Annotated in this window: 26 protein-coding genes; 25 read left to right on the top strand and 1 reads right to left on the bottom strand. The window is 69.4% G+C overall.

The window, feature by feature from the left end; all coding sequences use genetic code 11:
* The 25 genes from AC08OV_RS03480 to AC08OV_RS03360 all read left to right on the top strand — a co-directional run.
* Positions 1-400: hypothetical protein (locus tag AC08OV_RS03480; RefSeq protein WP_476614752.1), on the top strand; the 400-nt coding region annotated here is incomplete at its 5' end.
* 562 nt (positions 401-962) lie between these two features.
* The gene (gene fxlM / locus AC08OV_RS03475) at positions 963-2183 is read left to right on the top strand and encodes a methyltransferase, FxLD system (RefSeq protein ID WP_476614751.1); all 1221 of its coding nucleotides are present in this window, start codon (positions 963-965) and stop codon (positions 2181-2183) included.
* A 79-nt stretch (positions 2184-2262) separates the two neighbouring features.
* Complete coding sequence (locus tag AC08OV_RS03470) at positions 2263-2409, top strand: FxLD family lanthipeptide (RefSeq protein WP_476614750.1); 147 nt, start codon at positions 2263-2265, stop codon at positions 2407-2409.
* A gap of 71 nt (positions 2410-2480) precedes the next feature.
* Complete coding sequence (locus tag AC08OV_RS03465; protein WP_476614749.1) at positions 2481-5297, top strand: lantibiotic dehydratase; 2817 nt, start codon at positions 2481-2483, stop codon at positions 5295-5297.
* On the top strand, positions 5294-6391 hold the full coding sequence (locus AC08OV_RS03460) for a lanthionine synthetase C family protein (RefSeq protein ID WP_476614748.1): 1098 nt from the start codon (positions 5294-5296) through the stop codon (positions 6389-6391). Before AC08OV_RS03465 ends, AC08OV_RS03460 begins: the two co-directional genes overlap by 4 nt.
* Positions 6392-6405: 14 nt before the next feature.
* On the top strand, positions 6406-7188 hold the full coding sequence (locus tag AC08OV_RS03455) for a thiopeptide-type bacteriocin biosynthesis protein (protein WP_476614747.1): 783 nt from the start codon (positions 6406-6408) through the stop codon (positions 7186-7188).
* Between the two features lie 141 nt (positions 7189-7329).
* A complete protein-coding gene (locus AC08OV_RS03450; protein ID WP_476614746.1) occupies positions 7330-8922 on the top strand; it encodes a hypothetical protein in 1593 nt (530 codons plus the stop codon).
* A 14-nt stretch (positions 8923-8936) separates the two neighbouring features.
* Positions 8937-9473, top strand: a complete 537-nt coding sequence (locus AC08OV_RS03445) for a flavoprotein (protein WP_476619286.1) — start codon at positions 8937-8939, stop codon at positions 9471-9473.
* Between the two features lie 90 nt (positions 9474-9563).
* A complete protein-coding gene (locus tag AC08OV_RS03440; protein ID WP_476615360.1) occupies positions 9564-11255 on the top strand; it encodes a hypothetical protein in 1692 nt (563 codons plus the stop codon).
* A 20-nt stretch (positions 11256-11275) separates the two neighbouring features.
* Complete coding sequence (locus AC08OV_RS03435; RefSeq protein WP_476615361.1) at positions 11276-11764, top strand: hypothetical protein; 489 nt, start codon at positions 11276-11278, stop codon at positions 11762-11764.
* Positions 11765-12057: 293 nt separating this feature from the next.
* Positions 12058-12288 carry a hypothetical protein gene (locus AC08OV_RS03430; protein WP_476615362.1) on the top strand — a complete coding sequence of 77 codons (231 nt, stop codon included), beginning with the start codon at positions 12058-12060 and terminating at the stop codon, positions 12286-12288.
* Positions 12289-12300: 12 nt separating this feature from the next.
* Positions 12301-12615: a 4a-hydroxytetrahydrobiopterin dehydratase gene (locus AC08OV_RS03425; protein ID WP_476615363.1), complete on the top strand. Its 315-nt coding sequence runs from the start codon at positions 12301-12303 to the stop codon at positions 12613-12615.
* 571 nt (positions 12616-13186) lie between these two features.
* Positions 13187-13597 carry a 6-pyruvoyl trahydropterin synthase family protein gene (locus AC08OV_RS03420; protein ID WP_476615364.1) on the top strand — a complete coding sequence of 137 codons (411 nt, stop codon included), beginning with the start codon at positions 13187-13189 and terminating at the stop codon, positions 13595-13597.
* Positions 13597-14325, top strand: a complete 729-nt coding sequence (locus AC08OV_RS03415) for a 7-carboxy-7-deazaguanine synthase QueE (protein WP_476615365.1) — start codon at positions 13597-13599, stop codon at positions 14323-14325. Before AC08OV_RS03420 ends, AC08OV_RS03415 begins: the two co-directional genes overlap by 1 nt.
* On the top strand, positions 14315-15088 hold the full coding sequence (locus AC08OV_RS03410; RefSeq protein ID WP_476615366.1) for a nucleoside/nucleotide kinase family protein: 774 nt from the start codon (positions 14315-14317) through the stop codon (positions 15086-15088). Before AC08OV_RS03415 ends, AC08OV_RS03410 begins: the two co-directional genes overlap by 11 nt.
* A complete protein-coding gene (locus tag AC08OV_RS03405) occupies positions 15081-15815 on the top strand; it encodes a 7-cyano-7-deazaguanine synthase (protein ID WP_476619285.1) in 735 nt (244 codons plus the stop codon). The genes AC08OV_RS03410 and AC08OV_RS03405 overlap by 8 nt, the downstream gene beginning before the upstream one ends.
* Entirely contained in the window at positions 15812-16330 is a 519-nt protein-coding gene (locus AC08OV_RS03400) for a nucleoside 2-deoxyribosyltransferase (protein ID WP_476619284.1), read from the top strand. The genes AC08OV_RS03405 and AC08OV_RS03400 overlap by 4 nt, the downstream gene beginning before the upstream one ends.
* Positions 16327-17220, top strand: coding sequence for a sugar phosphate isomerase/epimerase family protein (locus AC08OV_RS03395; RefSeq protein WP_476616119.1), 894 nt, complete (start codon positions 16327-16329; stop codon positions 17218-17220). The genes AC08OV_RS03400 and AC08OV_RS03395 overlap by 4 nt, the downstream gene beginning before the upstream one ends.
* Positions 17217-17957 (top strand): ribulose-phosphate 3-epimerase, encoded by a 741-nt coding sequence (locus AC08OV_RS03390; protein ID WP_476616118.1) that lies wholly within the window; start codon positions 17217-17219, stop codon positions 17955-17957. The genes AC08OV_RS03395 and AC08OV_RS03390 overlap by 4 nt, the downstream gene beginning before the upstream one ends.
* Positions 17954-18727: an HAD family hydrolase gene (locus AC08OV_RS03385; protein WP_476616117.1), complete on the top strand. Its 774-nt coding sequence runs from the start codon at positions 17954-17956 to the stop codon at positions 18725-18727. Before AC08OV_RS03390 ends, AC08OV_RS03385 begins: the two co-directional genes overlap by 4 nt.
* Before the next feature lie 43 nt (positions 18728-18770).
* Positions 18771-19604, top strand: coding sequence for a cupin domain-containing protein (locus tag AC08OV_RS03380; protein ID WP_476619283.1), 834 nt, complete (start codon positions 18771-18773; stop codon positions 19602-19604).
* On the top strand, positions 19601-20719 hold the full coding sequence (locus tag AC08OV_RS03375) for a hypothetical protein (protein WP_476619282.1): 1119 nt from the start codon (positions 19601-19603) through the stop codon (positions 20717-20719). The genes AC08OV_RS03380 and AC08OV_RS03375 overlap by 4 nt, the downstream gene beginning before the upstream one ends.
* 47 nt (positions 20720-20766) lie before the next feature.
* Entirely contained in the window at positions 20767-21477 is a 711-nt protein-coding gene (locus AC08OV_RS03370; RefSeq protein WP_476612718.1) for a nucleotidyltransferase family protein, read from the top strand.
* A 24-nt stretch (positions 21478-21501) separates the two neighbouring features.
* Positions 21502-21663: a hypothetical protein gene (locus AC08OV_RS03365; RefSeq protein WP_476612719.1), complete on the top strand. Its 162-nt coding sequence runs from the start codon at positions 21502-21504 to the stop codon at positions 21661-21663.
* 25 nt (positions 21664-21688) lie between these two features.
* Complete coding sequence (locus tag AC08OV_RS03360; RefSeq protein WP_134351645.1) at positions 21689-22228, top strand: P-loop nucleotide/nucleoside kinase family protein; 540 nt, start codon at positions 21689-21691, stop codon at positions 22226-22228.
* 13 nt (positions 22229-22241) lie between these two features.
* On the opposite strand, the gene AC08OV_RS03355 is transcribed toward AC08OV_RS03360, so the two are convergent.
* A partial coding sequence (locus tag AC08OV_RS03355) for an aminoglycoside phosphotransferase family protein (RefSeq protein ID WP_476619281.1) occupies positions 22242-23154 on the bottom strand: 913 nt, incomplete at its 5' end.

Below are 23154 nucleotides of genomic sequence, written 5' to 3'. Positions count from 1 at the left end.
GCGGACATGCCCCTTGCGATCAGCCCCGGCCTCCTCCGGCGGGGCGTCCTCACGACCGCAGACCCGCGACGACGAAACGGCAGGCATGTCGCCTCATCCCCACGCTGTCCCACCCGCGCTCCGCCCGATCGTGCTGCTCGCCAGGATGCGCGACATACTCCCGCCAGCGCGGCTGGCGGATCTGCTCGCCGCCTTCGACCCGCCTGTCGCCCCGACGGCGCCAGAATGGATCGACCTGTGCTCGGCGCTGGACGCCTACGACCAGGCGGCACAGTTCGGCCTGAGCACCGAGAAGGCGCGCTACCAGGTCGACACTGCCGCCATGATCTTCGACCTGCGCTACGGCGGCGGTGAGCACCAACTGATCAATGGCATCCATGAACGCCGGCCGGCCCCGTAGACGCCCCGCACGCCGCGAGCCCGCGCACTGCCGTTACCTGACGGCGCGGTCGGAACAATGGGGTCAGATGGATCGAAACGGCCGCATCGTCGGTGGAGCCGGGGCCAGTCGAGACAGCCCACCGGGAAGCGGCGACGGGGCCGTAGGCCGCCGTGCTTCGTCCACTGCGCTCGTCAAGCGGTAACCGAGATCGAGTCTCTGCGGGACCCGCCGAACGAATCGACATGATCGCGCCGGAGAAATGCACTCCGAAACCACTGTTTGTGCAGGTCAGCCGCCTCTTGGGAGCCGAAGAAAAGATTCGTGATGGGGGGAATGACTTGCCTCCCGGCTTCGGTCATCGTGGTGGCGCGCTACACACGGCATCAACCAATCTTGATCACTGCGAGGTGCGCGCCACCCGCGCACCAGGACGATCACGCTCGCGCGCCAGCCCGCCCAGCCCGCGTCCAAGCAAAGCAACTGGAGGATCTCCAGCCGATCTACTCAGCCTAGAAAGATCTTTGGCATCGGGAGGGCCGTCCGAGCCGCGGTCCGCACACATCGACAGGAGGGCACCGTCATGAGTGTCGACACCACCAGCAGGGCCGAGAACCTCCGCGACACCCTGGTCAACAAGATCATTAAGGGACATGTGCGCCAGGGCCTCACGATGCGCACCGACGTGGAGAGGGCGCTGAGGACGGTTCCGCGGGAGTTGTTCCTTCCGGGCATCTCCCTGGACGAGGCGTACAAGGACACCGCGGTCGTCACTAAGCGCCGCGCGGACGGCGTGAGCCTCAGTTCAGTGTCCGCGCCGTACCTGATCGCGGAGATGCTTGGCCAGGCGGGCGGCCGACACATACTTGAGATCGGCAGCGGCGGATACAACGCGGCGCTGCTGCGGGAGATCGCCGGGCCGGACGGGTCAGTGACCACTGTCGACATCGACCCGGACGTCACCGACAGGGCCCGCACATGTCTGGACGCGGCGGGCTATACCGACGTCAAGGTCGTGTGTGCTGACGCCGAGTTCGAGATCGAGCCTGGCCGGGCCTACGACCTGATCATGGTGACCGTCGGCGCGTGGGACGTTCCTCCAGCTTGGATCAATCAGCTCGCCGATGGCGGCACCCTCGTGGTTCCGCTTCGCACCCTGGGCATGACCCGATCCTGGGCACTTCAGCGTTCCGGGAATCACCTCGTCAGCCGCAGCAACCTGATGTGCGGCTTCGTGCCCATGCAGGGCGTTGGCGCCAGCGACAGTCGGAACGTCGCCCTCGGCGAGGGCGTGAGCCTGTGGCTCACCGAACTCCAGCAGGCCATCGACGGCGAAGCCGTCGCCGACGTGTTCTCCCAGGAACGTCGGGAAGCCCGGTCGGGGGTGACCGTCCCCGGAGGACGTCTTTCCGCCGACCTCGACCTGTGGCTGGCCACCCACCTACCCGACTTCGGCTCGATGATCATTCCGCAGGAAGCGATCGACAGCGGCCTCGTGGTTCCGTCGTGGCGCTGGGGTACCCCGGCCTTCGTCGACGGCGCGACCCTGGCCTACCGGGGCAAGCTGCGCCAGGTCGACGAGGCCGGGACCGAGTTCGAGTACGTCGCCTACGCTCACGGCCCCGGCGCGGCCGTGGCAGCCAGCCAGATGGCCGGCCAGATCCGTGCCTGGGACGAGGCCGGCCGTCCCGGTCCGACACTGTGCGTCTTCCCGATCGACACGCCTGACGCCGACCTTCCGGAAGGACTGGTGCTGAACAAAAGACACAGTCGCGTCGTCTTCACCTGGCCGCCCTCGAAGTAGCAGCCCACTCGCAGACGCCCCTCTGCCCCGTAGGAGGGGAAACGGCTTTCAAGATCCATTTTAGAAAGGATTTCCCCTGATGGACACGATGGACACCTCGGAGTTCCGCCTCAACGTCCAGCTCGTCGATGCCGGGCCCACGGCGGCGACCGGTTCGGAGGACTGCACCTCCGACACGTGCGGATCGGGAGAGACCGGCAGCGACGCCTGCACCACCAACGGCTGACCCTGACGTGTGGCCCGGCGTCCTGCGCAGGAGGCCGGGCCACACACCCACGGCACACGGACGGAGGGCGGGTGCGGGCGTACGAGGCCGTGGACGCGGCACTAATCAGAACGACGACAATCCCCGCGGATCTGGAATTACCGCCGTGGCCGGACCTGGCTGGCGACGATGTCGCAGGCTGGCGGACGTGGCTTCGACGGGTCTGGGCATTGGGCGGGTTCGCCGATGCGGTGCGGACAGGGTCACCGGAGCTGGCCGCCCAGGTGGAGCGGCAGCTCGACTCGCCAACGCCGACGGGCCGAAGCGGGACGCGACCGGTGCGGCGGCTGGTAGAGACGCTGGCGCAGTATCTACTGCGCTGGACGAGCAGAGCGACACCGTTCGGCTTGTTCGCGGGCGTCGCTCCGGTGAAGTTCAGCACCCGTGCGCAGGCCCCCGCGTGGAGCGACGATCATCGGATCGTGAACCGGCCGGACGGGCTGTTCATAGGCGAGCAGGCCGAGCAGATTGAGCAGCAGTTGGCCACGCTGCGGAAGGTTTCGGTCGTGACAAACTGCCTCGGGTTCGCCCGCGGCAGTTCATGGGTCGTCCCGGGCGTGAGTACCGAGGGCCGACTGTGGGATGCCGAGGTGGACCTCACTCGTCCCTTGCGGCTGGCAGTGGAAGCGGCCCGCCGGCCGATCGGGTTCAGCGACCTGGTCGCCAAACTGGCCGTCGAGGCGCCCACCGTCGAGCTGACGGTCATCGAAGGAATGCTGGCAGACCTGGTGGCTCACCGTGTGCTGCTGTCGGCTGTGCGCCCCCCGATGACCGTGGCTGACCCAGCGGCACATCTCGCCCACTACGCCGACCTGCCGGACCCGGCTAACCGGTGCGTGGTGGATGTAGGAGTCGACTGCACGGTGGCCTTGCCTCCGGCGGTACTGCGCGAGGTCGAGCTCGCCGCGTCGACCCTCGCCCTGGTCGCACCAGAGATGCCGGGGTGGCGTACGTATCACCAGGCGTTCCTCGAACGGTATGGGCCGGGCGCGGCAGTCCCCGTCCGGGAACTGGTCGCAGCATCCGGGCTGGGCCTCCCGGCCGGATACCGCGGGTCCCACCGGCATGAGCCGCATCTGCTCACCGCTCGTGACATGACCCTGACGAAGATCGCCCAGCAGGCCGCTCTCGATGGCCGTGCCGAAGTTGTCCTCGACGGCGACCTGATCGCCAGGCTGACCGTCGGCGATCGGCCGCCGGTCCCCCACACCGAGCTGCGTTTCAGCCTGGCGGCACAGGTCCTGGACGATTTGGACCGGGGAGCGTTCACGCTGACCGTCATCAGCGGAGCCCGGCACGCCGGGGTGACCGCCGGCCGGTTCCTGCACGTCCTCGACGACGCCGCACGGGAGCGGTTCTGCCGCGTATACGCCGCGCTACCGACCGCCACACCCGAAGCGATCACAGCGCAGATCTCGGCGCCGCCACTGGCCCGGAAGATGACGGCCTTGGCCAGGGTGCCTGCGATCCTGCCGGTCCTGCCCCTTGGCGAGTACCAGGAGAACCCCACCCTCGATCTTGACGACCTGGCGGTCACCGGTGACGCGCGACGGCTCTGGCTGCTTTCACTATCTCGCAGCTGCCCGGTCGAGCCGATGGTGTTCAACGCGGTCGACCTCCCTGACGGCCAGCAGCCTCTCGCGCGGTTCCTGACCGAGATCTGGACGGCCTTCTACGCGCCCTGCTGCCCGTTCGCCTGGGGACCCGTCGCCCGTGAGCTGCCCTTCCTTCCGCGTGTCCGGCACGGCCGGTCGATCCTTCACCCCGCCCGATGGATCATCACCGCCAAGAGCCTCCCGCCCCGCGGCGCTCCCTTTCCAGACTGGCAGGACGCCTGGGAGCGTCTACGGCGAACCTACAAGATCCCATCCCCCGTTCTGCTCGGCGCCGATGATGTCCGCATCTGCATCGATCTCGAAGAACCCGCCCACCTCGCGCTCCTTCGCCACCGACTCGACCGGCAGCCCGACGTCGTCCTCACCGAGGCCGCCGGGTGGGCCGGATGGCTTGGGGGCAGATCCCACGAGCTCGTCGTCACGCTGACCCGAGCCGCACAGCCGACCGAGCCGAAACATGTGCGCCGGGTGCGGACCGCCAGCACCGTGGAGCACCAGCCGGGCCTGTCGCCATGGCTCTATGCGAAGGTCTATGGGCTGGACGATGAGATCCTCGCCCGGTTGAACGAACTGGTCGGCTACGACGAGACCGGTCAGGACTGCTGGTGGTTCATCCGCTACCACGAGCCCGAGACCCACCTCCGGCTACGCATCTCGCTGCGCAACGCAGACAGTTTCGGCCCCGCCGTCCAGCAGCTCGGGCGATGGGCAGACCGGCTGCGCACCGACGCGCTGCTACGCGACTACACGATCCACACCTACCGGCCCGAAACACGGTTCGGTACAGGTCAAACCCTGGCGGCAGCCGAAGCGGTGTTCGCCGCCGATTCCCACGCGGCCGTCCGGCGCCTATCCGGTGACCGGATGACTACAACTGCAGCCGGACTGATCCGCATCGCCGACGGCTTCACTGGGAACGGACCTGCCTGGCTTCTCGACTATGTCGACCATCGAGGAGGCCCATCGACAGGAGCTGCCGGCCGACCAGTGAGCGGTAGACGCGAGCAGGTGATGCGGATGGTCCCGCTGCATGAGGACGTCCGGCTCCGTCAGGCACTGGTGGACTACCGGACACGCGTCGAGCAGGACGGCCTCGATCCCGATCGGGTCCTGGCTGACCTGCTGCACCTGCACCACGCCCGGATGATCGGAGTCGACCTGGCCTCCGAGCGTCACTGCCTACGCCTAGCCCGCGCCACCGCCCGCACCCTGTTGTCCCGGAGCGCGTCATGAAGCCAGGGCAGTCCCTCAGCGGCGGCGCGGTCGGCACCGCCCTTCTCCACATCGAGCAGGCCACAGTCGGAGTGGCGACCTGGGACCAGGCGAACGCGACGCTGACGCGCGCCGTCGCCGACGGCGTCAGCGTCGGGCCCTCCGCCAGCCTCTACTACGGCGCTCCGGCCCTGTCCTTCGTCCTGCACGGGACCCCCGACCGGCCCGGTCTCGGCGAGGCCATGGCGATCGCGGACGCGGGCACCGCCACGGTCGTCCGGCACCGCTTGGAAGCCGCGCACGCCAGGATTGATCAACGTCACCGGCCGCTGATGGCCGAATACGACCTCATCGGCGGTCTGACCGGTCTCGCCGTGACGTCGCGCCGCAACGGCAACCATGATCTGCTCCGCGATGTCCTGGAGTACTTGGTACGGCTCACCGAGCCCGTTAACGGGCTTCCCGGCTGGTGGTGCCCCATCGGACCCAACCGCAACAAGGCGGGGCCCAGCGGGGGACACAGCAACCACTCGATGGCCCACGGGATCTGCGGCCCGCTTGCCCTCCTGGCCCTCACTCTCAGCGACGGCATCAAGGTTGACGGGCAAACGGAAGCGATCACACGGATCTGTCGATGGCTGGACGCCTGGGAGCAGCAGAAGCCCGGCGGCGGCTCCTGGTGGCCGCAGATCGTCACACTCACCGACCTCGACCGCGGCACCACCAGCCAACCGGGCCCGCTCAGACCTTCCTGGTGTTACGGAACGCCCGGCATTGCCCGCGCCCAGCAACTCGCCGCCCGTGCCCTGCACGACCCCGCCCGCCAACGCCGCGCCGAGACTGCCTTCCTCGATTGTCTGAACGACCCGACGCAGCTGAGCCGCCTCACCGACCGGAGCCTGTGCCACGGGACCGGCGGGCTGCTCGCAACTGCCCGCAGCATCACCGCCGATGCCCTCACCCCGATCCCTCTCACACGGCCGCAGCTCCTGCACCAGCACGCCGCTGCCGAGGACGACGAACCCTCGGGTTTCCTGGTCGGATCGGCCGGCGCCGCCCTGGCTACCACCGCTACCACGACGACCTCGTGGGACGCGTGTCTCCTGCTCCGCTGATGGAAAGGCCCACCGTGGAAGAGACTCCCTGGAAGCAGGTGAACATCACCTACCCCGCCGAGGACCCCGCTGAGCGGGAGCGTCAAGCCATCGCCCACCTGACCGAAATCCTCCCGCCGGCCGAGGCAGGCGGCCTGATCACCTCCTGGTGGTTCATCCGCAAAGGCCCGTGGCGTATCCGCTACCTCCTCGCTGACAACGCGGACGGCCGTCACAGCGACGCCACCGACCCGCTCCATCCCCTGCTCACGAAAGGCGTCATCTGGACCGACGACATCTACGAACCGGAGGTCCACGCCTTCGGCGGGCCGGCCAGCATGGACGTAGCCCACTCGCTGTTCCACGCGGACAGCCGCCGTCTACTCTCCGCCCTCGGCAACGGCTGCACCGACCGGCGGGAACGCTCTCTCCTGCTGTGTACCAAGCTCATGCGGGCCGCGGGACTGGACATCAACGAGCAAGGCGACGTATGGGCACGCGTAGCTGAGCAGCGCGCCGCCCTCGCCGGAGTACCACCCGACCCGCAGATATGGGCGTCCTTCACCCGGGACGTGCGTCGTCTCCTCCTCGGCGACGCCCGCGCAGACCTCACCGACGGCGACTGGCTCACAGCGTTCCACGAGACAGGACGAGCGCTCCGAACCCTGCGAGAAAACGGCCAACTCACCCGGGGAATACGCTCGACAATCGCACTACATGTAATCTTCCATTGGAACCGAATCGGACTCGCAGCAACCACCCAGGCCACGCTTGCGCGTGCCGCAAAGGAAGCCGTCTTCGACAATGCACCCGGATAACATCCGCAACATCAACGGATACCCGATGAGCCCAATCATTGTTCTACCCGCGACCGTTTGACTACGGTGTAACGGTTCCCGTTACAACGCAGAGGGCACAGAGATCAATATTCGGGTCCGGAGGGGATGTGCGGTGGCGTCATGAGCAAGCTCGGCCTGCGGGTACAGCAGGATGAACTGCGGGCGCGGATGCGTGCGGTGGGCATGTCCCACGACGAGATCGCTGTCGAGTTCGCCCGCCGCTACGAGCTGCGCCCCCGCGCCGCTCACCGGGTCGCGCACGGTTGGACCCAGCAGCAGGCCGCCAACCACATCAACACCCACGCCGTCCACGTCGGCCTCGACCCCCACGGCGCCGCGCCCATGACCGCACCGAAGCTGTCGGAGCTGGAGAACTGGCCGTTGCCGAACAACCGCCGCCGGCCCACCCCCCAGCTCCTCGCCCTGCTCGCCGAGGTCTACGACACCAGCATCCACAACCTGATCGACCTCGATGACCGCGAACAGATGCCGCCTGCTGATCTGCTGCTCATCACCACGATCCGTGAGAGGGACGTGCCGGCGAGCGCTTTCGGTTCGCTCCCACAAGCGCAGTCGGCAAGCTCGGAGGTCACGCCGATGGTGGATGCGTCGAATCGGCAGCAGTTCCTGCTCGCGGCGTCAGCCTTGGGCGTTGCCGTGGTGCTGCCCCGACAGCCGGCCGCGCCGTCCCCGTCCGTGAGCGTCCGGTCGACCGTGTTCCCGGCCGCATACGATCTTCTCGCTGATCTGCGAGAAGCCATCACGGCACCGGCGGAGTGGTCCACCGATCCCGACCCGGCCTCATTCGCGGGCCCTGCCGACCTTGACGCTCGCGCGCGGGAGTGCCACGACTGCTACCAGCGGGCCGACTACGCAGGCACGGCGAGACTTCTTCCCGCGGTGGTGCGGGGCATCGAGACACTCGCGGTTGATCCGCCGACTGGCGTGAACCACCGCGCGGTCCGGCGGACGCAGGCCGTCGCGTACATCGCTGCCGCCAAGCTCGCGACCAAGACCGGCGACCACGATCTCGCCTGGCTGGCCGCGGACCGTGGCCAACACGCGGCGCTCGCTGCCGACGCGCCAGCGCTGCTGGCGACAGCGCGCAGACAGATCGCCTGCGTCTTCCACGACACGGGACGGCTGGCCGACGCCGAACGGGTCGCGGTCAGCGCACTCGACGCCCTGAACCAGCGACCAGGCGACGAGGACCACCGCGACCTCTCGTCCGCGCGGGGTGCTCTTCTTCTGCTCTCGGCAATGACCTCGATCCGCCAAGGCGAGCGGACGGAAGGCCGCCGCCGGCTCACCGCCGCGGCCGAGCAGGCTGACGCGCTTGGCCGGGACGACAACCGGCTGTGGTCGGCGTTCGGGCCGACGAACGTCGCGATCCACACCCTTACCGCCACCCTGATACTGGACGATCCGACAGAGGCGGTCGGCGTCGGCGAGCAGATCGACACACGTCTGCTGCCACCCCCGCTGGCCGGCAGACGCGCACGCCTGCACATAGATCTTGCCGACGGGCATGCCCGCCTGGGCGAGGATGCCATCGCGGCGGTGCACATCCTTGACGTCGCCCGCCGAGCGCCGCAGCTGCTGAGGGTCGACCCGACAGCTCGGGCTGTGCTGGCGACACTGCTCGGCCGTGCCCGCGGCTCCACCGTCTCGGTCCTACGGAGTGTCGCGGAGCAGGCCGGAGTCGCAACGTGATCGGTGGACGACCAATGCTGCATCTGGTGGTCTGCGCGGCCCCACCCGCCGCGCAGGTCGACGAGCTGATCCGCCACGTCCACACGGATGGTTGGGCAGTCTGCCTTGTGCCGACGCCGGTCGCCACGACCTGGCTGGACGTGCACGCTCTGGAAGAGTTGACCGGTCACCCGGTCCGCTCACGGCCCCGGCGGCCGGACGAGCCTCGCCTGCCGCCCGCGGACGCCGTGGTGGTTGCCCCTGCGACCTTCAACACGATCAACAAGTGCGCCGCCGGGATCAACGACAACGCGGCGCTCGGCGTCATGAACGAAACAATCGGGCTCGGGCTGCCCGTCGTCATCGCCCCCTATGTCAAACCCACCCTCGCCGCCCACCCGGCCTTCGCCCGAGCCCTACGCGACCTGACCACCTACGGCTTCACCGTCCTGCCGACCAACGCGATCGGGCCCCCCGACGGCACCACCTCCTTCGCCTGGCGTCCCGTTCTCAATTCCCTGCCAGCGCGTCGGCCCGCCGGTGAGATCTCCGCGCCAGAGGACCCATCGTGACCATGCGCCTATCCCACGACGCTGCTGCGCCTCGACCCGCGCATCATTCTGGACGGCGGCGCCCAAGTCCCGATGGAAGGAGGCTGTCTCATGCCCAGACCCAGTCAGCGTGTTGAACAGGACGAGTTGCGGGCGCGGATGCGCGCGGTCGGGATGAGCCACGACGAGATCGCGATCGAGTTCGGCCGGCGCTACCGGCTGCGCCCACGCGCTGCCCACCGCGTCGCGCACGGTTGGACCCAGCAGCAGGCCGCCAACCACATCAACACCCACGCCGTCCACGTCGGCCTCGACCCCCACGGCGCCGCGCCCATGACCGCACCGAAGCTGTCGGAGCTGGAGAACTGGCCGTTGCCGAACAACCGCCGCCGACCCACCCCCCAGATCCTCGCCCTGCTCGCCGAGGTCTACGACACCAGCATCCACAACCTGATCGACCTTGACGACCGCGAACATTTCGACCCCGCCGACCTGCTCCTCATCGACAAGACGTCGAAAACCGCACGGCCGCAGCCGGTAGAACTGTCGGGACAGACGAGGCGCCAGAGCGACAGAACCGATGCCGGCGCCATGGCGGAGCCCACCGCCCGGGAGACTCGATCGCTGGTGGAACTGTGCACGAGTCCCATCGGCCGCCTTCCCGAGGCAACGACAGATTTCATGGGATGGGAAACGGTATCGACGACAGAGGCGGTGAATAAGATCGCCAGAGATGATCTCTCCCTTGATCGCCGCGAGGCGGCTCGCGCGATGGCGGACGTGATCGTCGGCGCTGCTCTGCTTGAGGGGGCGGAGCGCTGGCTACATGCCATCGAGCCGCCCGCCGGGCAGCGTCGCACCGCAGGCGTCGGCGATGAGGAGATCGAGCAGATCGAGCTGGCCGCGCGAACCTTTCGGGCCTGGGACAACCAGTTCGGCGGTGGCCTTCGACGGAAGGCGGTCGTGGGTCAGCTCGCTGAGATCGCGGATGAGCTTCGCGACTTCTCGCATCCGCAGAATCTCACCCGGCGGCTGCACGGCGTGATGGCCGATCTTGCTGAGACCGCCGCGACGATGTCCTGGGACTCGGGGCAAGGGGGGATCGCTCAGCGTTACTACCTGCTCGCTCTTCGATCGGCCAAGGCGGCTGACGATCCCGTGTTCTGCGCGAACATCCTCGCTGGCATGGCGCGGCAGCAGTTCTATCTCGGCCGTACGACCGAAGGACTTGAGCTCGTCCGCCTCGCGCAGGACGTCGCTGGTGCTCGGGCGACTCCGGCGGTGCGTGCGATGCTGTTCACGCGCGAGGCATGGGCCTACGCCCAGCAAGGTCGGCTCTCCGCCTTCCAGCGCGTGACAGGCCGGGCGCAGGACGCTCTCCGCGACGTCGACCCGGGCGTTGAACCGCACTGGATCTCCTACTTCGACCAGGCGGAACTGGCCGGCGTCACCGGAGGTCGTCTCCTCGACGTCGCGCACCAGGCGCCCGAGTATGCCGACGAGGCAGCCACCTGGTTGAGCCAGGCCGTCCGGGCTCGGGGCGTCGGCAGCGTCCGCAGTACCGCTCTTGATCAGCTCGGGCACGCCGAGATCAGACTGGTGCAGGGCGAGTTTGACGAGGCGGCACGGCTGGGTCACGCCGCCGTGACGACGGTCGAGCAGACCCGGTCCAGCCGCGTCCGGGTCAAACTCGGCCAGTTCTATCGGCACGCCGAGACCAGGACATCCGCCCGCCCTATCGCCGAGCTGTGCGGGAGGATCGAACCCATGCTTCGGGTCGAAGACACGGCGGCCCGGATATGAGACGTGAGGAAGGTCAGGACTTGACCCGCATCGGTGTCACCGGCCACATGGACCTCACTCCCGCGACCGTCCCCCTCGTCCGGGCCGCTCTCACCGTGGTTCTCCTGCCGTACGCGCCGGACCTGACCGGTGTCAGCTGCATCGCGGCCGGCGCCGACAGCATCTTCGCCGACGTCGTCCTGGACATCGGCGGCGCACTCGAAGTGATCATTCCTGCCGCTGACTACCGTGCGAGGAAGGTCAAACCCGACCACGCCCCGCTGTTCGACGACCTCGTCCGCCGGGCTGCCACCGTGCGGGTCCTGCCGCACGAGGTCTCCGATCGGGCCGCGTACGAGGCGGCGAACGAGGCGCTCCTCGACACCGTCGATCTACTCATCGCGGTCTGGGACGGCCAGGCCGCCGTGGACCAGGGTGGCACAGCTGCCGTCGTCGCTCGTGCCCAAGCAAACGACCGCGCCGTCCAGGTCATCTGGCCAACCGGGGCAGCGCGACAGCGACACCTGTAATCCTGGCTTTGCTCGGACAGGCGGACCAGAGCCAGACCAGCGCCGAGCACGGCGAGGACCTCGACTGGCATCGTCTGATCAGCCATAGACAGGTCTATGGCTGCCGTGTAACCCAGCATGGCCGCTGGACCTCCTACCGCACGACCAAGAAGATCATTGTTGGCTGCCCGGCTTCAGCATGCCTTAGCTCTTGGACGCCGCTCGCTACCACACGGCAACCGTGGAACGGTTCGTTTTGAGGCGAGACGGATGAGAGATCACCCCTCGGGTCGGAGAGGAAGTGCGGTGTCGTCATGAGCAAGGTCGGCCAGCGGGCGGAGCAGGAGGAGTTGCGGGCGCGGATGCGTGCTGTGGGGATGTCGCACGACGAGATCGCGGTCGAGTTCGCCCGCCGCTCGCGGCGGACCTCGATGGAAACTGGATCGGTGCGGATTCGCCGTGAGCCGGCCGGCCTACGGCAGGCCGCAGAAGCCTGGAAGGGCACGGCCGTCGGCCGCGACCTCGACGAGATCTTCGTGCTCTAAAGGAGACCCGACGTGCCGGATATTCCCGTGCCCTTGGCCGACGACGAGATCGAGGCCCGGCTGCGCGAACTACCCGGCTGGACCCGCGTCGGCCAGGAGATCACCAAGTCCTTCCGCATCCGCTACCACGGCGGAGTCGCCCTGATCGTGCACGTCGCCGACATCGAGCGGCTCATCGGTCACCACGCGGACATCGACCTGCGCTGGGACAGCATCCGCTTCGGGATCACCACGCACGACGCCGGGCATCGGATCACCGCGGCTGACTTCGATCTCGCGCGGCGCATCGACACCATCGCCCAAGCCCACAGCGCGGAACCACTTTGACACCCCTGCCAGGGTCGCGCCTTTCTTCTGACATAGCCAGACATCGGACCATCGGCCCGCACTTGCGCTAGGTAAACCGTCGAGTCGAGTCGTCCGACTAGTCTCGCTCAACGCCCGATCCGACCTGGCGTGAGCCCTGGAGATTTCGATCGTCGACCCAGGGTGCGCTCATTTCAAACCTTGCCACTACCGTATCGACGACGGGGAGCGGGCGCAGAAGCGAAGAGTTCTGAACCGTCGAGCCCAGAAGATGCGGCCGCGCCGCGTGTCGTCACATCTGCTGCGCCGCAACCCCTGCGGTAGCGACGCTTGCGTCGTCACCGCTTGCCGCGAAGTCATCGACCGCCGGGTTGCCATTCTCCCTGGTCAGGACCTCGCGGAGCGGGGAACGACTTCTTCGTGGTCCAGGGAATGACCGAGGCAGGCGCACATCGCCATGCTGGTCTTCCTGTGATTCCGGCGATGGAGCAGCTGACGCATGCTGCGACAGTTCTCCACTCGGATAGTGCTGGCCCGCGACATGGCTGTGTGTCGCGGCCGGGATTCTTGGAGGGTGAGGATGGAGCGCGCAGTGATCGAAAGTCAGATATCCGGTGCGGCGACCTTTCGGATTGGGAAACGGTTCACCTTCGATGCCGCGCACCACCTGCCGAGCCTGCCTGCCGACCACAAGTGCTCCCGCGTTCATGGCCACACGTACACGGTGGAGTTCGTGCTGGAATCCTCGGAGCTGGCCGGGCCGGGGTTCGTCACCGATTTCGGTGATCTCGCCGTCGCCGGTCGTTATCTCGCCGAGTCGTTCGATCACCGTGATCTGAACGAGGTGCTGGATGTCGAGCCGACCAGCGAGGCGCTCGCGCAGCATCTGGCCGGATGGTTTCTGGCCACGGTGGAGCCCGGGGTGCATGGCCGGCTTGTGGCGGTGCGGGTGTCGGAGACGCCGAGGAGCTGGGCCGAGTATTTGATCGGGGAGTCGCGGTGATGCGGGCTTCCGCGGGTGCGCCGCCGCGTGCCGCGACGTCGCGTGGGCTTGTGGTCGTGGAGCGGTTCGGTCCGACGTTTCAGGGTGAGGGGCCGACGGCCGGCCAGCGGGCGCTGTTCGTGCGGCTGTCGGCGTGCAACCTGTCGTGTGCGTGGTGCGACGAGCCGCATACGTGGGACAGGAACCGGTTCGACGTGGACGCGCATAGCGAGCGGCTGAGCCAGCGCACGTTGCTCGGCTGGGCTCTGGACTCGCCGGTGACCCGTGTGGTCGTGACCGGCGGGGAGCCGCTGCTGCAACAGGCCGCTCTGTTTCCGCTGGTCGCCGCGCTCGCGCGGGCGGGACGGCAGGTGGAGATCGAGACGAACGGCACCGTGGAGCCGACGGCGGAGATGGTCGAGGTCGTCGAGCGGTTCACCGTCTCGCCGAAGTTGTCGGGTTCGCGGGTGGCTGCGGGCCGGCGGATCGTTCCGGCGGCGTTGACGGCGTTCGCGGGCTGCGGCAAGGCCGTGTTCAAGTTCGTGGTCTCCGCCGTCGGGGAGATCGACGAGATCGGGGAGCTGGAGGGTCGTTTCGGTCTGTCCTCGGTGTGGGTGATGCCGGAAGGCACTGACGAGCCGAGTGTGCTGGCCGGTATGCGGCGCCTGGCCGAGATCGCCCTGGAACGGGGCTGGAACCTCTCTCCGCGTCTGCACGTGCTGCTGTGGGGGAACGCCCGTGGCCGCTGACCAGCCCAGTTCCCTCGTCACGGCCGGTCCCACGGCTGGGCGCCTGCGCCCGCGCAGTGGTGTGCTCGTCACGGTCGAAGGGCTGTGGGGCGCGGGAAAGACGACCATGGCCGGGCAGCTCGGTCGCCGCCTGGCAGGGCACGGGTTCGACGTCGAGGTGGTGCATTACGGGCCGCTGCCGGGCGTGGTGGGTCGGCTGTCGCGCTGGCTGGAACGCGAGCCGCTGCGGACCAGAACGGGGACCGGCGGGTTCCGTCACCCTCATCACGCCACGGTCGACGTGTTCGCGCGGCTGTGCCGGGAGGCGTGGCACCACACCCACTTCTACCGGCCGGCGCTGGAGGCGCACGACGTCGTGGTGGTCGACCACGGCGTCTACTCCAAGCTCGCCTACTGCCTGACGATTCTCAGCGAAACGCGTCCTGACGTCACCGACAGCGCGCTGCTCGACCAGCTGCGGGGGTGTGTCGCCCCGTGGTTCTGTGTTCCGGACCGGGCGTACTTCCTGGACGTCCCGTGGCCGCTGGCTCGGGAACGGGCGATTCTGCGCGGACGCGGCGGCGGGGTGCCGGGCTCGGTGGAGCGTCTGCTGTTCCTGCCGCGGTTCGACGCCGCCTACCGGCATGTGGTCGCTGCCTTCCCCGACGTGGTGGTCCCCGTTGTCGTCGACCTGCGCGAGGCCGACGACGTCGCCGACGAGATCGAACACGACTTGCTGGCCTTGCTCGGTGTTCCCACCGTAAGAGGAGATCTTGGTGTCTGACGTGCTGCTGTTCTCCGCCGGGCTGGACTCGTTCCCGGCCTGGCACTATCTCGACAAACCCCCGGCGCTGTACTTCGACCTCGGCCACCGCTACCGCGACCAGGAACGGGCCGCGATCACGGCACTGGTCGACCGGTGTGGCATCGAGGTGAGCGTCAGCCGGGAACTCGACCTGTCGCGGTGGGAAGCCGACAACGCGATCATCCCGCTGCGCAACGTCTACCTCGCGATGCTGGCCGCGAACCGGGCCGAGCGGATCTGGTGCGTCGGGGTCAAGGGCGACGCGACCGCGGACAAGAGCCCCCAGGCGTTCCGCCAGATCAGTCAGATGATCACAGATCTGTCGGGACGGCCGGTCTGGCTCGACAGTCCGTTCTGGCAGATGACCAAGACGGAGATCGTCGCCTGGTACCTCGGCCAGGGCCTGCCGGCCGGCGACCTGCTGCTGACGTTCTCCTGCTCACGTACCGACACTGAGATGGCGCACTGCGGGCAGTGCTCCAGCTGCCTGCGCCGCTGGATCTCCCTGGTCAACAACGGCGTTGACGCGCCGTTCGAGACCGACCCGTGGACCTGGGCACGGGTCGCCGACTTTTACGTCCCCGCGATGCGGGACGGCACCTACCCGGACCACCGGGCCGAGGAGTTCTTCGCCGCCCTCGACGCCGTCGGCTTCGTCCCCCCACCGCCCGCCCACCCGGCCGCGGCGAAGGACGGCCGCCGGTGAGGATCTACATCGCCGCGCCGCTGTTCAGCCAGGCGGAGAAAGAGTTCAACCTGACCGTCGACCGCGCGCTGCGGAACCTCGGCCTTGACACCTACCTGCCGCAGCGGGACGCCGGCGAAGCCGCGCCGCTGATCCGGGCCGGCGCCGACGAACACACCGTCCGGGCTCGGCTGTTCACCGCCGACTGCACGGCCGTCGGCGCCTGCGAGGTGTTCCTGCTTGTCCTGGACGGCCGGGTGCCCGACGAAGGGGCCTGTTTCGAGCTCGGCCTCGCGTATGCGGCCGGCAAGACCTGCTTCGGGTTGCAGACCGACTCCCGCCGCTTCGGCGGTACCGACTCGAACAACCTGATGATCGACTACGCGTTGGGTGGTGGCATCAGCCACTCCCTCGACGAGCTCACCGTCACGCTGGCCGCGCACCTGCGTGACCGGCGGACGGACACCACCGCGGGCGGCTCGGGTCCCGCGGACTCCGAGCCCCGCACACCGACCGTAGGAGGACAGCCCGCATGAACCTCGGTATCAACCTGTGCTTCGCCGTCAAACGCCAGCTGGAACCGCAGCGGTGGGCCGAGTTCGTCCGCGCCGATCTCGGCCTGGACACGGTGCAGGTCACCTTCGACCTGCTTGACCCGTGGTGGCCGGAGCGGGAACGTGACCAGGTCGCCGGCCGCATTGCCGACGCTGCCGCCGCGTGGGATCTCGCCATCCACAGCGCCTACGTCGGCCTAGCGCACTACCTGCCCGGCGGGCTACTCGATCCCGACCCGCAGGCGCGGGCGGTCGCGCTGACCTGGTGGCGGCGGGCCTGCGACGTGACCGCGCTGCTCGGCGCCCATGCCGTGGGAGGGCCGCTGGGCACCTTGAGTGTTCAGGACGCCGCGGACCCGGACAGCCGGGCCCGGCGCTACGCCGGTCTGCTCGACTCGCTGGTGTTCGTCGCCGACCATGCCGCGGCGGTCGGTCTTGCCGAGTTCCTCGTCGAACCGACGCCGATCGCCCGCGAGATCCCGGCCACGGTCGACCAGGCCGACCAGCTGATACGCGACCTCGCCGGACGCACCGAGGTGCCGGTCGGTCTGACCCTCGACATCGGTCACACCGTCTACCAGCCGCTGTACGGCCCGGACAGCACACCAGCGGACTGGATCAGCCCGCTGGGCTCGGCGATCCGGCTGGTGCACCTCGACAACACCGACGGTCTGGGTGACCCGCACTGGGGCTGGCCCCACCCGCAGGGACGTGTGGATGTCGCCGAGGTCGGCGCGGCGCTGCGGGGCGCCGGGCTTGAAGAGGTGCCGGTGCTGCTGGAGGTCTATCCGCGGTTCGAGGACGATGACGACCAGGTCCGTCGGACGATCGCCAGCTCGGTCGCCTACTGCAAAGAACAGCTCGCCCGATGAGCACCACCCGCGCGGCCTCGTCGAGTGAGCCGCTGGCTGGTCTGCCGGATGGGCGGCTGCTGGTCGACGTGTCCGTCTGGTCGGCGGACCTGACGTGCCTGCGCGCCGAGATCGAGCGCGCCTCGCCCGTGGCCGACCTGTTTCACTTCGACGTCGGTGACAGCCAGTTCGTGCCCGACCTGCTGTTCTTCCCGGACCTGCTCGCCGCGCTGCGCCCGCTGACAACCGTCCCTTTCCACGCCCATCTCATGGTCCGCCGGCCCGCCCTGCTCGCCGTCCTGTTCGCGCAGGCCGGCGCCGACCTCATCACCGTCCACGCCGAAACCGGCGACGACGTCTACCCGGCCCTCGACACGATCCGCCAGCACGGGAAAGCCGCCGGCCTGGCGCTCACCCTCGACACCCCTGTCACGGCCGTCCGCCCCTACCTCGACGCGGTCGATGTCGTTGTCCTCGTCGGCACCCCGATCGGCACCCGAGGCACCGGACTTGCCCCGGCCGCGCTCGACCGCCTCCGAACCCTGCGCGGTCTCCTGCACGAGACTGGCCGCGACCAGGCCGTGAAGATCCTCGCCGACGGCGGCATCCGCGAGCCGACTGTCGGCCCGCTCGCCGACGCTGGTGCCGACGGCGTGGTCGCCGGCTCGCTGCTGTTCGGCAGCGACGACCTGGCCGCCACGGCCCGGTGGCTGCACCAGCACGTCCCGTCGCGGGCCACCGCCGAGCGCCCGCGGTGAGTGTCACGGTCGTCAGCGTGGACCTGTGGGGAACGTTGATCGGCTACGGCGACCGGGACGCCGAAGCCGCCTGGCGGGTCCGCGAGTTCCACCTGGCCCTGACTGCGTTCGGCCACGCCCTTCCCGCCGAGCACCTGGACACCACGGTCCGAGCGGTCCGCGCCGAGCTGCTCGACGAGCAGCGACAGCACGGTCGGCAGATCCCGGTCCCCGAGCAGGTCCGCACGATCGTCCGCCGGCTCGGCATCGACGCCGCCGACGACCTTGTCCAGGTGCTCACGGTCGCGCACACCCACGCCGTGTTGCGGGCCTGCCCCCAGCTGATCCCCGGCGCGCACGCCTGCCTCGCCGCGCTGTCCGCCGCCGGCTACCGCCTTGTCCTCGCCTCCAACACTCTGGCGACTCCCGGAGCCGTCACCCGGCAGATCCTCGACCGCCACCGGCTCACCGACCACTTCGACCGGCTGTTCTTCTCCAGCGAACTCGGTGTCGCCAAACCCCAGGCCGCGATGTTCCACGCCATCGCCGAGCAGACCGGCGCCCGCGTCGACCAGGTCGTGCACGTCGGCAACGACTGGCGCACCGACGTCCGCGGCGCCCTCGACGCGGGCTGCCGCGCGGTCTGGTTCAACCCCGGACGCAAGCCGTCGCGACCCGAAGCGCCCGACGCCGCACTGCTCGTCGACATCCCCGCGCTGGTCCAGCGACTCGCCCCCCAGAGCACGCCCACCGCGGCGCCCGAGGCGTCGGCCGCCGACGCCGGCCGGTGAGCCGCGGACCGGCCCTGACCGACGTTCGGACAGGAGACAACGCATGGACTCCCCTGCCGCACCACGCCCCGTAACCACCGCCACCACGACCGAGGACGATCTCCCCGCCAGCGTCGCGTCTCTCCTCGGCGCCGTCCCCGGTCCGCCCAGCCGCCGATTCCTGTCCCATCTCCTGTACGGCGACGCCGGTGCCAGCCGCCCCCGCACCGCCTTCGCCGACCGCCGTCAGGTCGAGAAGGCGCTGAAGGCCGGCGAGGACCCGCTGCTGTACGAGGCGTACCGGGACGTCGCACCCGCCCGGCATGGCTGGCGGGCCGACCTCGTCGTCTACCAGCCCGGCACGCTGCCCGACGGGCAGCCCCACCGGTCCATCGGCCACTGGAACCCGCCCACCCAGCTGGAAATCTTCCAGACCCTGAGCGGCACCACCCTGATGCTGGTAGCCGGGCACAGGCCCGACGGCTCCCGCTACGCCCACCAGGTGACAACCCGGGCCGGAGACCTCGCCATCGTGCCGTTCGGGGCCTGGCACCTGACCTACGTCCTCGACGGCCCGGCAGCCGTGTTCAACATCTACACCGACATCCACCTCGACCCCGACGACGCGTACCCCCGCCAGGACGACGCGAAGTACCAGCGGGCCGCTGCTCCCGGCCTCGTCGTTGTACGCGACGGTGACACCGAACGCCCCCTCATCGTCACCGCCGACTCACAGTGTGAGTACGGCCCGCCGACCGCGCTGCCCGTTCCCGCCTGGCTGGCGTCCTGGCCGCTGGCCACCCGCCTCCCGGACCTGCACCGTGACGCGCCGATGACCTCCCTGGCCGCGCTGGTACGGGCCGCCCTCGCCACGGAGAACCTCCGAGGACCAGCGTGACCCGCAATCCCGCCGCCGGCGGCCTGCGGCCTCGCCATGTCACCTGCTTCCGCCTCGCCGACGCCTCGGTCACCCTCACCACGACCGTGACCGCCGCGGCCCGCGCCGCCGAGGACACTCTCTACGCCTACCGGACCACCACCGACACGCACGCCGCGTGGCACATCGACATCACCATCACCGACCCCCGCCACAGCCTCCTCGACGCCCCGCACGGCTCCGGCGACCTCCGCGAGATCGGCCCCAGCGAGCTCACCGCCCGCCACATCACCGAGGGCGGACGCGAGGTGTTCTGGATCGACCGGCACCGCACCCTCGTCATCCACGACCCCACCCTGCGCGCGACCACCGTCCACTGCGCCACCGACGACGCGGCGACCTACTACGCCGCCCGCCTCGTCCGCCAACTCATCACCGCCCAGCTCCTCGCCGCCGGCGCGGTTTACACCCACACCGCCGCACTCGTCCACCGCGACCACGGCATCCTGATCGCCGGCCATCCCGGCGCCGGCAAGACCACCACCCTCGTCGCCGTCCTGCGCCAGCTCGGCGGAGAGTTCGTCACCAGCGACCGGCTCCTGCTCACCCCCGACAGAAACGACGGACTGCTCGGCTACGCCTGGCCCGCCCACCTCCGCGTCGGCCTCGGCACCCTGCTCGCCTACCCCGACCTCACCGGCCTCGTCCCCACTGGCCTACGCGGGGACCCGGCCCACCTGCACACGAAGCTCAGCATCGAACCCCCCGACATCCCACGCCTGGTGCACGCGGGCACGCTCACCGCCTCCTGCCCCCCCCATGTGATGATCTGGCCGCAGCTGGCCCCGACCGCAGGAAACGCCCGTCACGAGCGCATCCCTGCGGAGACCGTCCACGCCACGCTGACAAGCAACCAGCTGTTCATGCACCGCCCCACCGCGGGCGCCAGCTCCCACATCAACCACTGGCTCGCCCCGACGCCCCCGGCCCACACGACGGAGAGCAACAGGCGCGCCGTCATCGCCACCCTCGCCCGGACCGTGCCCTGCTACGCACTGGTAGCCCGCCCTGACCCCATCGTGATCGCCGACGCGGTCACCGCCATCCTCCACGACGCCGACGCAGCCACCCGATGAGACCAGCGACCCCGCCTGTCCCCGCATCTCCACCGGCGACGCCGCAGGTGGAACACCTCGTCCTGGAGGCGGCCTGCCTGCCCGCACCCGTCGAGCAGCACCACGCCACGATCCGACCGCTGCTCACCGAGCCGACACTGCGCTGGGGGACCCTGCTCGCCACCGCCATCGAGCACAAGGTGCTGTGCCTGCTCGCCGATACCCTCGCCACCACCGGCCTGGCCGACGAGATCCCACAGGCGTTCCGCCGTTTCCTGGCTTCCGTACTGCGCGCCAGCCGGCACAAGACCGCCGTCCACCGCGCGCAGGCCGCCGCCCTCACCGACGCCGCGGCCCGCCAGCGCATCGCCTTCGCGGCCGTCAAAGGCATCGCCCTGGAGTCCCAGCTGTACGGAGGACGTGGCGCCCGCGAGTTCAGCGACCTCGACGTCCTCGTCGCTCCGGATCACGCCGACGCCTTCCGCCGCGCCCTGCGCCTGCTCGGCTACCAGCCCGGACACTACGACCCGGCCACCCACCACGTCGTCCTTGACGACCCGGCGTCAGCGACCTACACCCGCCTGCACGACGACCTGGTCACCCCCTGCACGGCCGTCGACATCATCACCGACCTGCCCCAGCCCGCGGCCGTTCCCCCGGACCTGGTGCCGAACATGCTCGACCGCCGCCGATCCCAGCCGCTTCCCGGCCACCCGCAGGTCGACCTGCCCGTCCTCGACCCACTCGATCACCTCGCCGTCGTCCTCCTCACGGCGTGACGCAAGACCCGCACGGGCAGACCCGTGTCCCTGCGCACGCGTGCCGACGCGCTGCGCCTCACCTCAGCGAACACGCAGATCACCCGCGCGACCCGGCTGCCTGCCGGCGGAGATGTCCGTGTCCTCGACGACCTGTGGGACCCCTGCCGTGCCGCCGGCCGGTGGGCACCCACAGCGGACGGCTGAGATCGCACCAACAGGAAGGACCTTGATGATCGTGCAGCTGGCTGGTCTCCCCGGCACCGGGAAGAGCACCCTCGCCACCGAACTCGGCCGGCACCTGCCCGCCGCCGTCCTCAGCAAGGACCACATCCGCCACGCCCTGTTCACCAACCCCTATCTCACCTACAGCCCTGCCCAGGACGACCTGTGCATCGACGTCGCCCACCAGGCCGCCGCCCACCTGATCGACGAGGGAATCGCCCCCGCCGTCGTACTCGACGGCCCGACCTGCCACCGCGCCGGCCAGATCAGCCGGGTCGCCCACCTCGCCGACCGCCTCGGACGCCCCCTGCACGTCATCGAGTGCGTCTGCCCGCCGGCCGTCGCGCACGCACGTCTCACCCAGGACCAGGCCGAGGGCACGCATCCCGCAGCCGACCGCACCGTCGCCCTCTACCAGCGGATTCGCGCGAACGCGGTCCCCATCCCGGAACCGAAAATCGTCCTGGCCACGGACACCGAGCTGGCGGCCGTCGTCGCGCGCTGCCTCGACCGACTCGGCGTCACCTCCCGCACCGCGCCCAGCTGAGCGCGCCACCACCTCACTGGTCGCGAAACAGAGCCCGAACACGGTCGAGCTGCGCGGAGAACTCCCCGGCCCGCCGTTCCCGCTGCTTCCACAGCACCGCCAGCCACCGCAACGCGCACGTCCGCTGCGCCGCGCGGAACCTGGGCACCAGCTCGCCCTCGATCCCGAGCGCCGTGACCACGTCCAACCAGACCCGGTCGTCGACCTCACGGGCGCTGATGTGCTCGACGAGATCGGCGGCATCGAACGCCAGATCGCTCCACCCGCAGAACTCGAAGTCGACGCAGCGCGTGACCTCGCCATCCCACAGCCAGTTGACGAGGTTCCCGTCACCCCGCGAGAAGATCCGCGCCGCGGGACGAGCGAGTGTCTCCGCGTCTCCGCTGTCCCGCCATACCCCCAGCAGCTGTCGCAGGTCCCGCGTCAGCGGGTCGTCCGGCTGCGTGTCGAGTTGGCCGGGCCACACGTCGGTCAGCCTCGCCATGAAGTGCACCGCGGAGTCGACGCGGGGCAGCTTCGCGAAGCCGGTCTCCCACGGGAGGTCGTGGATCGGTCGCAGCGTCGCGGCCAGCCCCGTCAGGGCGGCCTCTTGCGCCGCCGGCTCAGCCAGGTCAGGGATGCACGCGCCTGGCAGCATGGTCATCGCGACGATGGGCTGGGCCTCATGCTGATCCCGCCACAACGGCCGCGGCACGTTCGGCACACCATGCCTCGCCAGCAAGGAGAGAGCGCGCCATTCCCGCTCCGTCCGCTGTCGATCATCGACCCGGTACGCCTTCACGCACATCTCTTCGCCCTGCGGGTCCCGCCAGGCGAAGACGTGGTTGTTCCGGCCGCCCGCCAACGGGCGAACACCGAGGCGGTGCAGACCCTCGACGCGCTCCGGGCCGTCGACCAGGAGACATCTACGCAGGTCGTCCGCTAGC

It is taken from the genome of Frankia sp. CeTa3Moorea (assembly GCF_978021225.1).
Note: the sequence above shows the minus strand (reverse complement) of the source record. Positions and strands in the feature narration are given on the sequence as shown.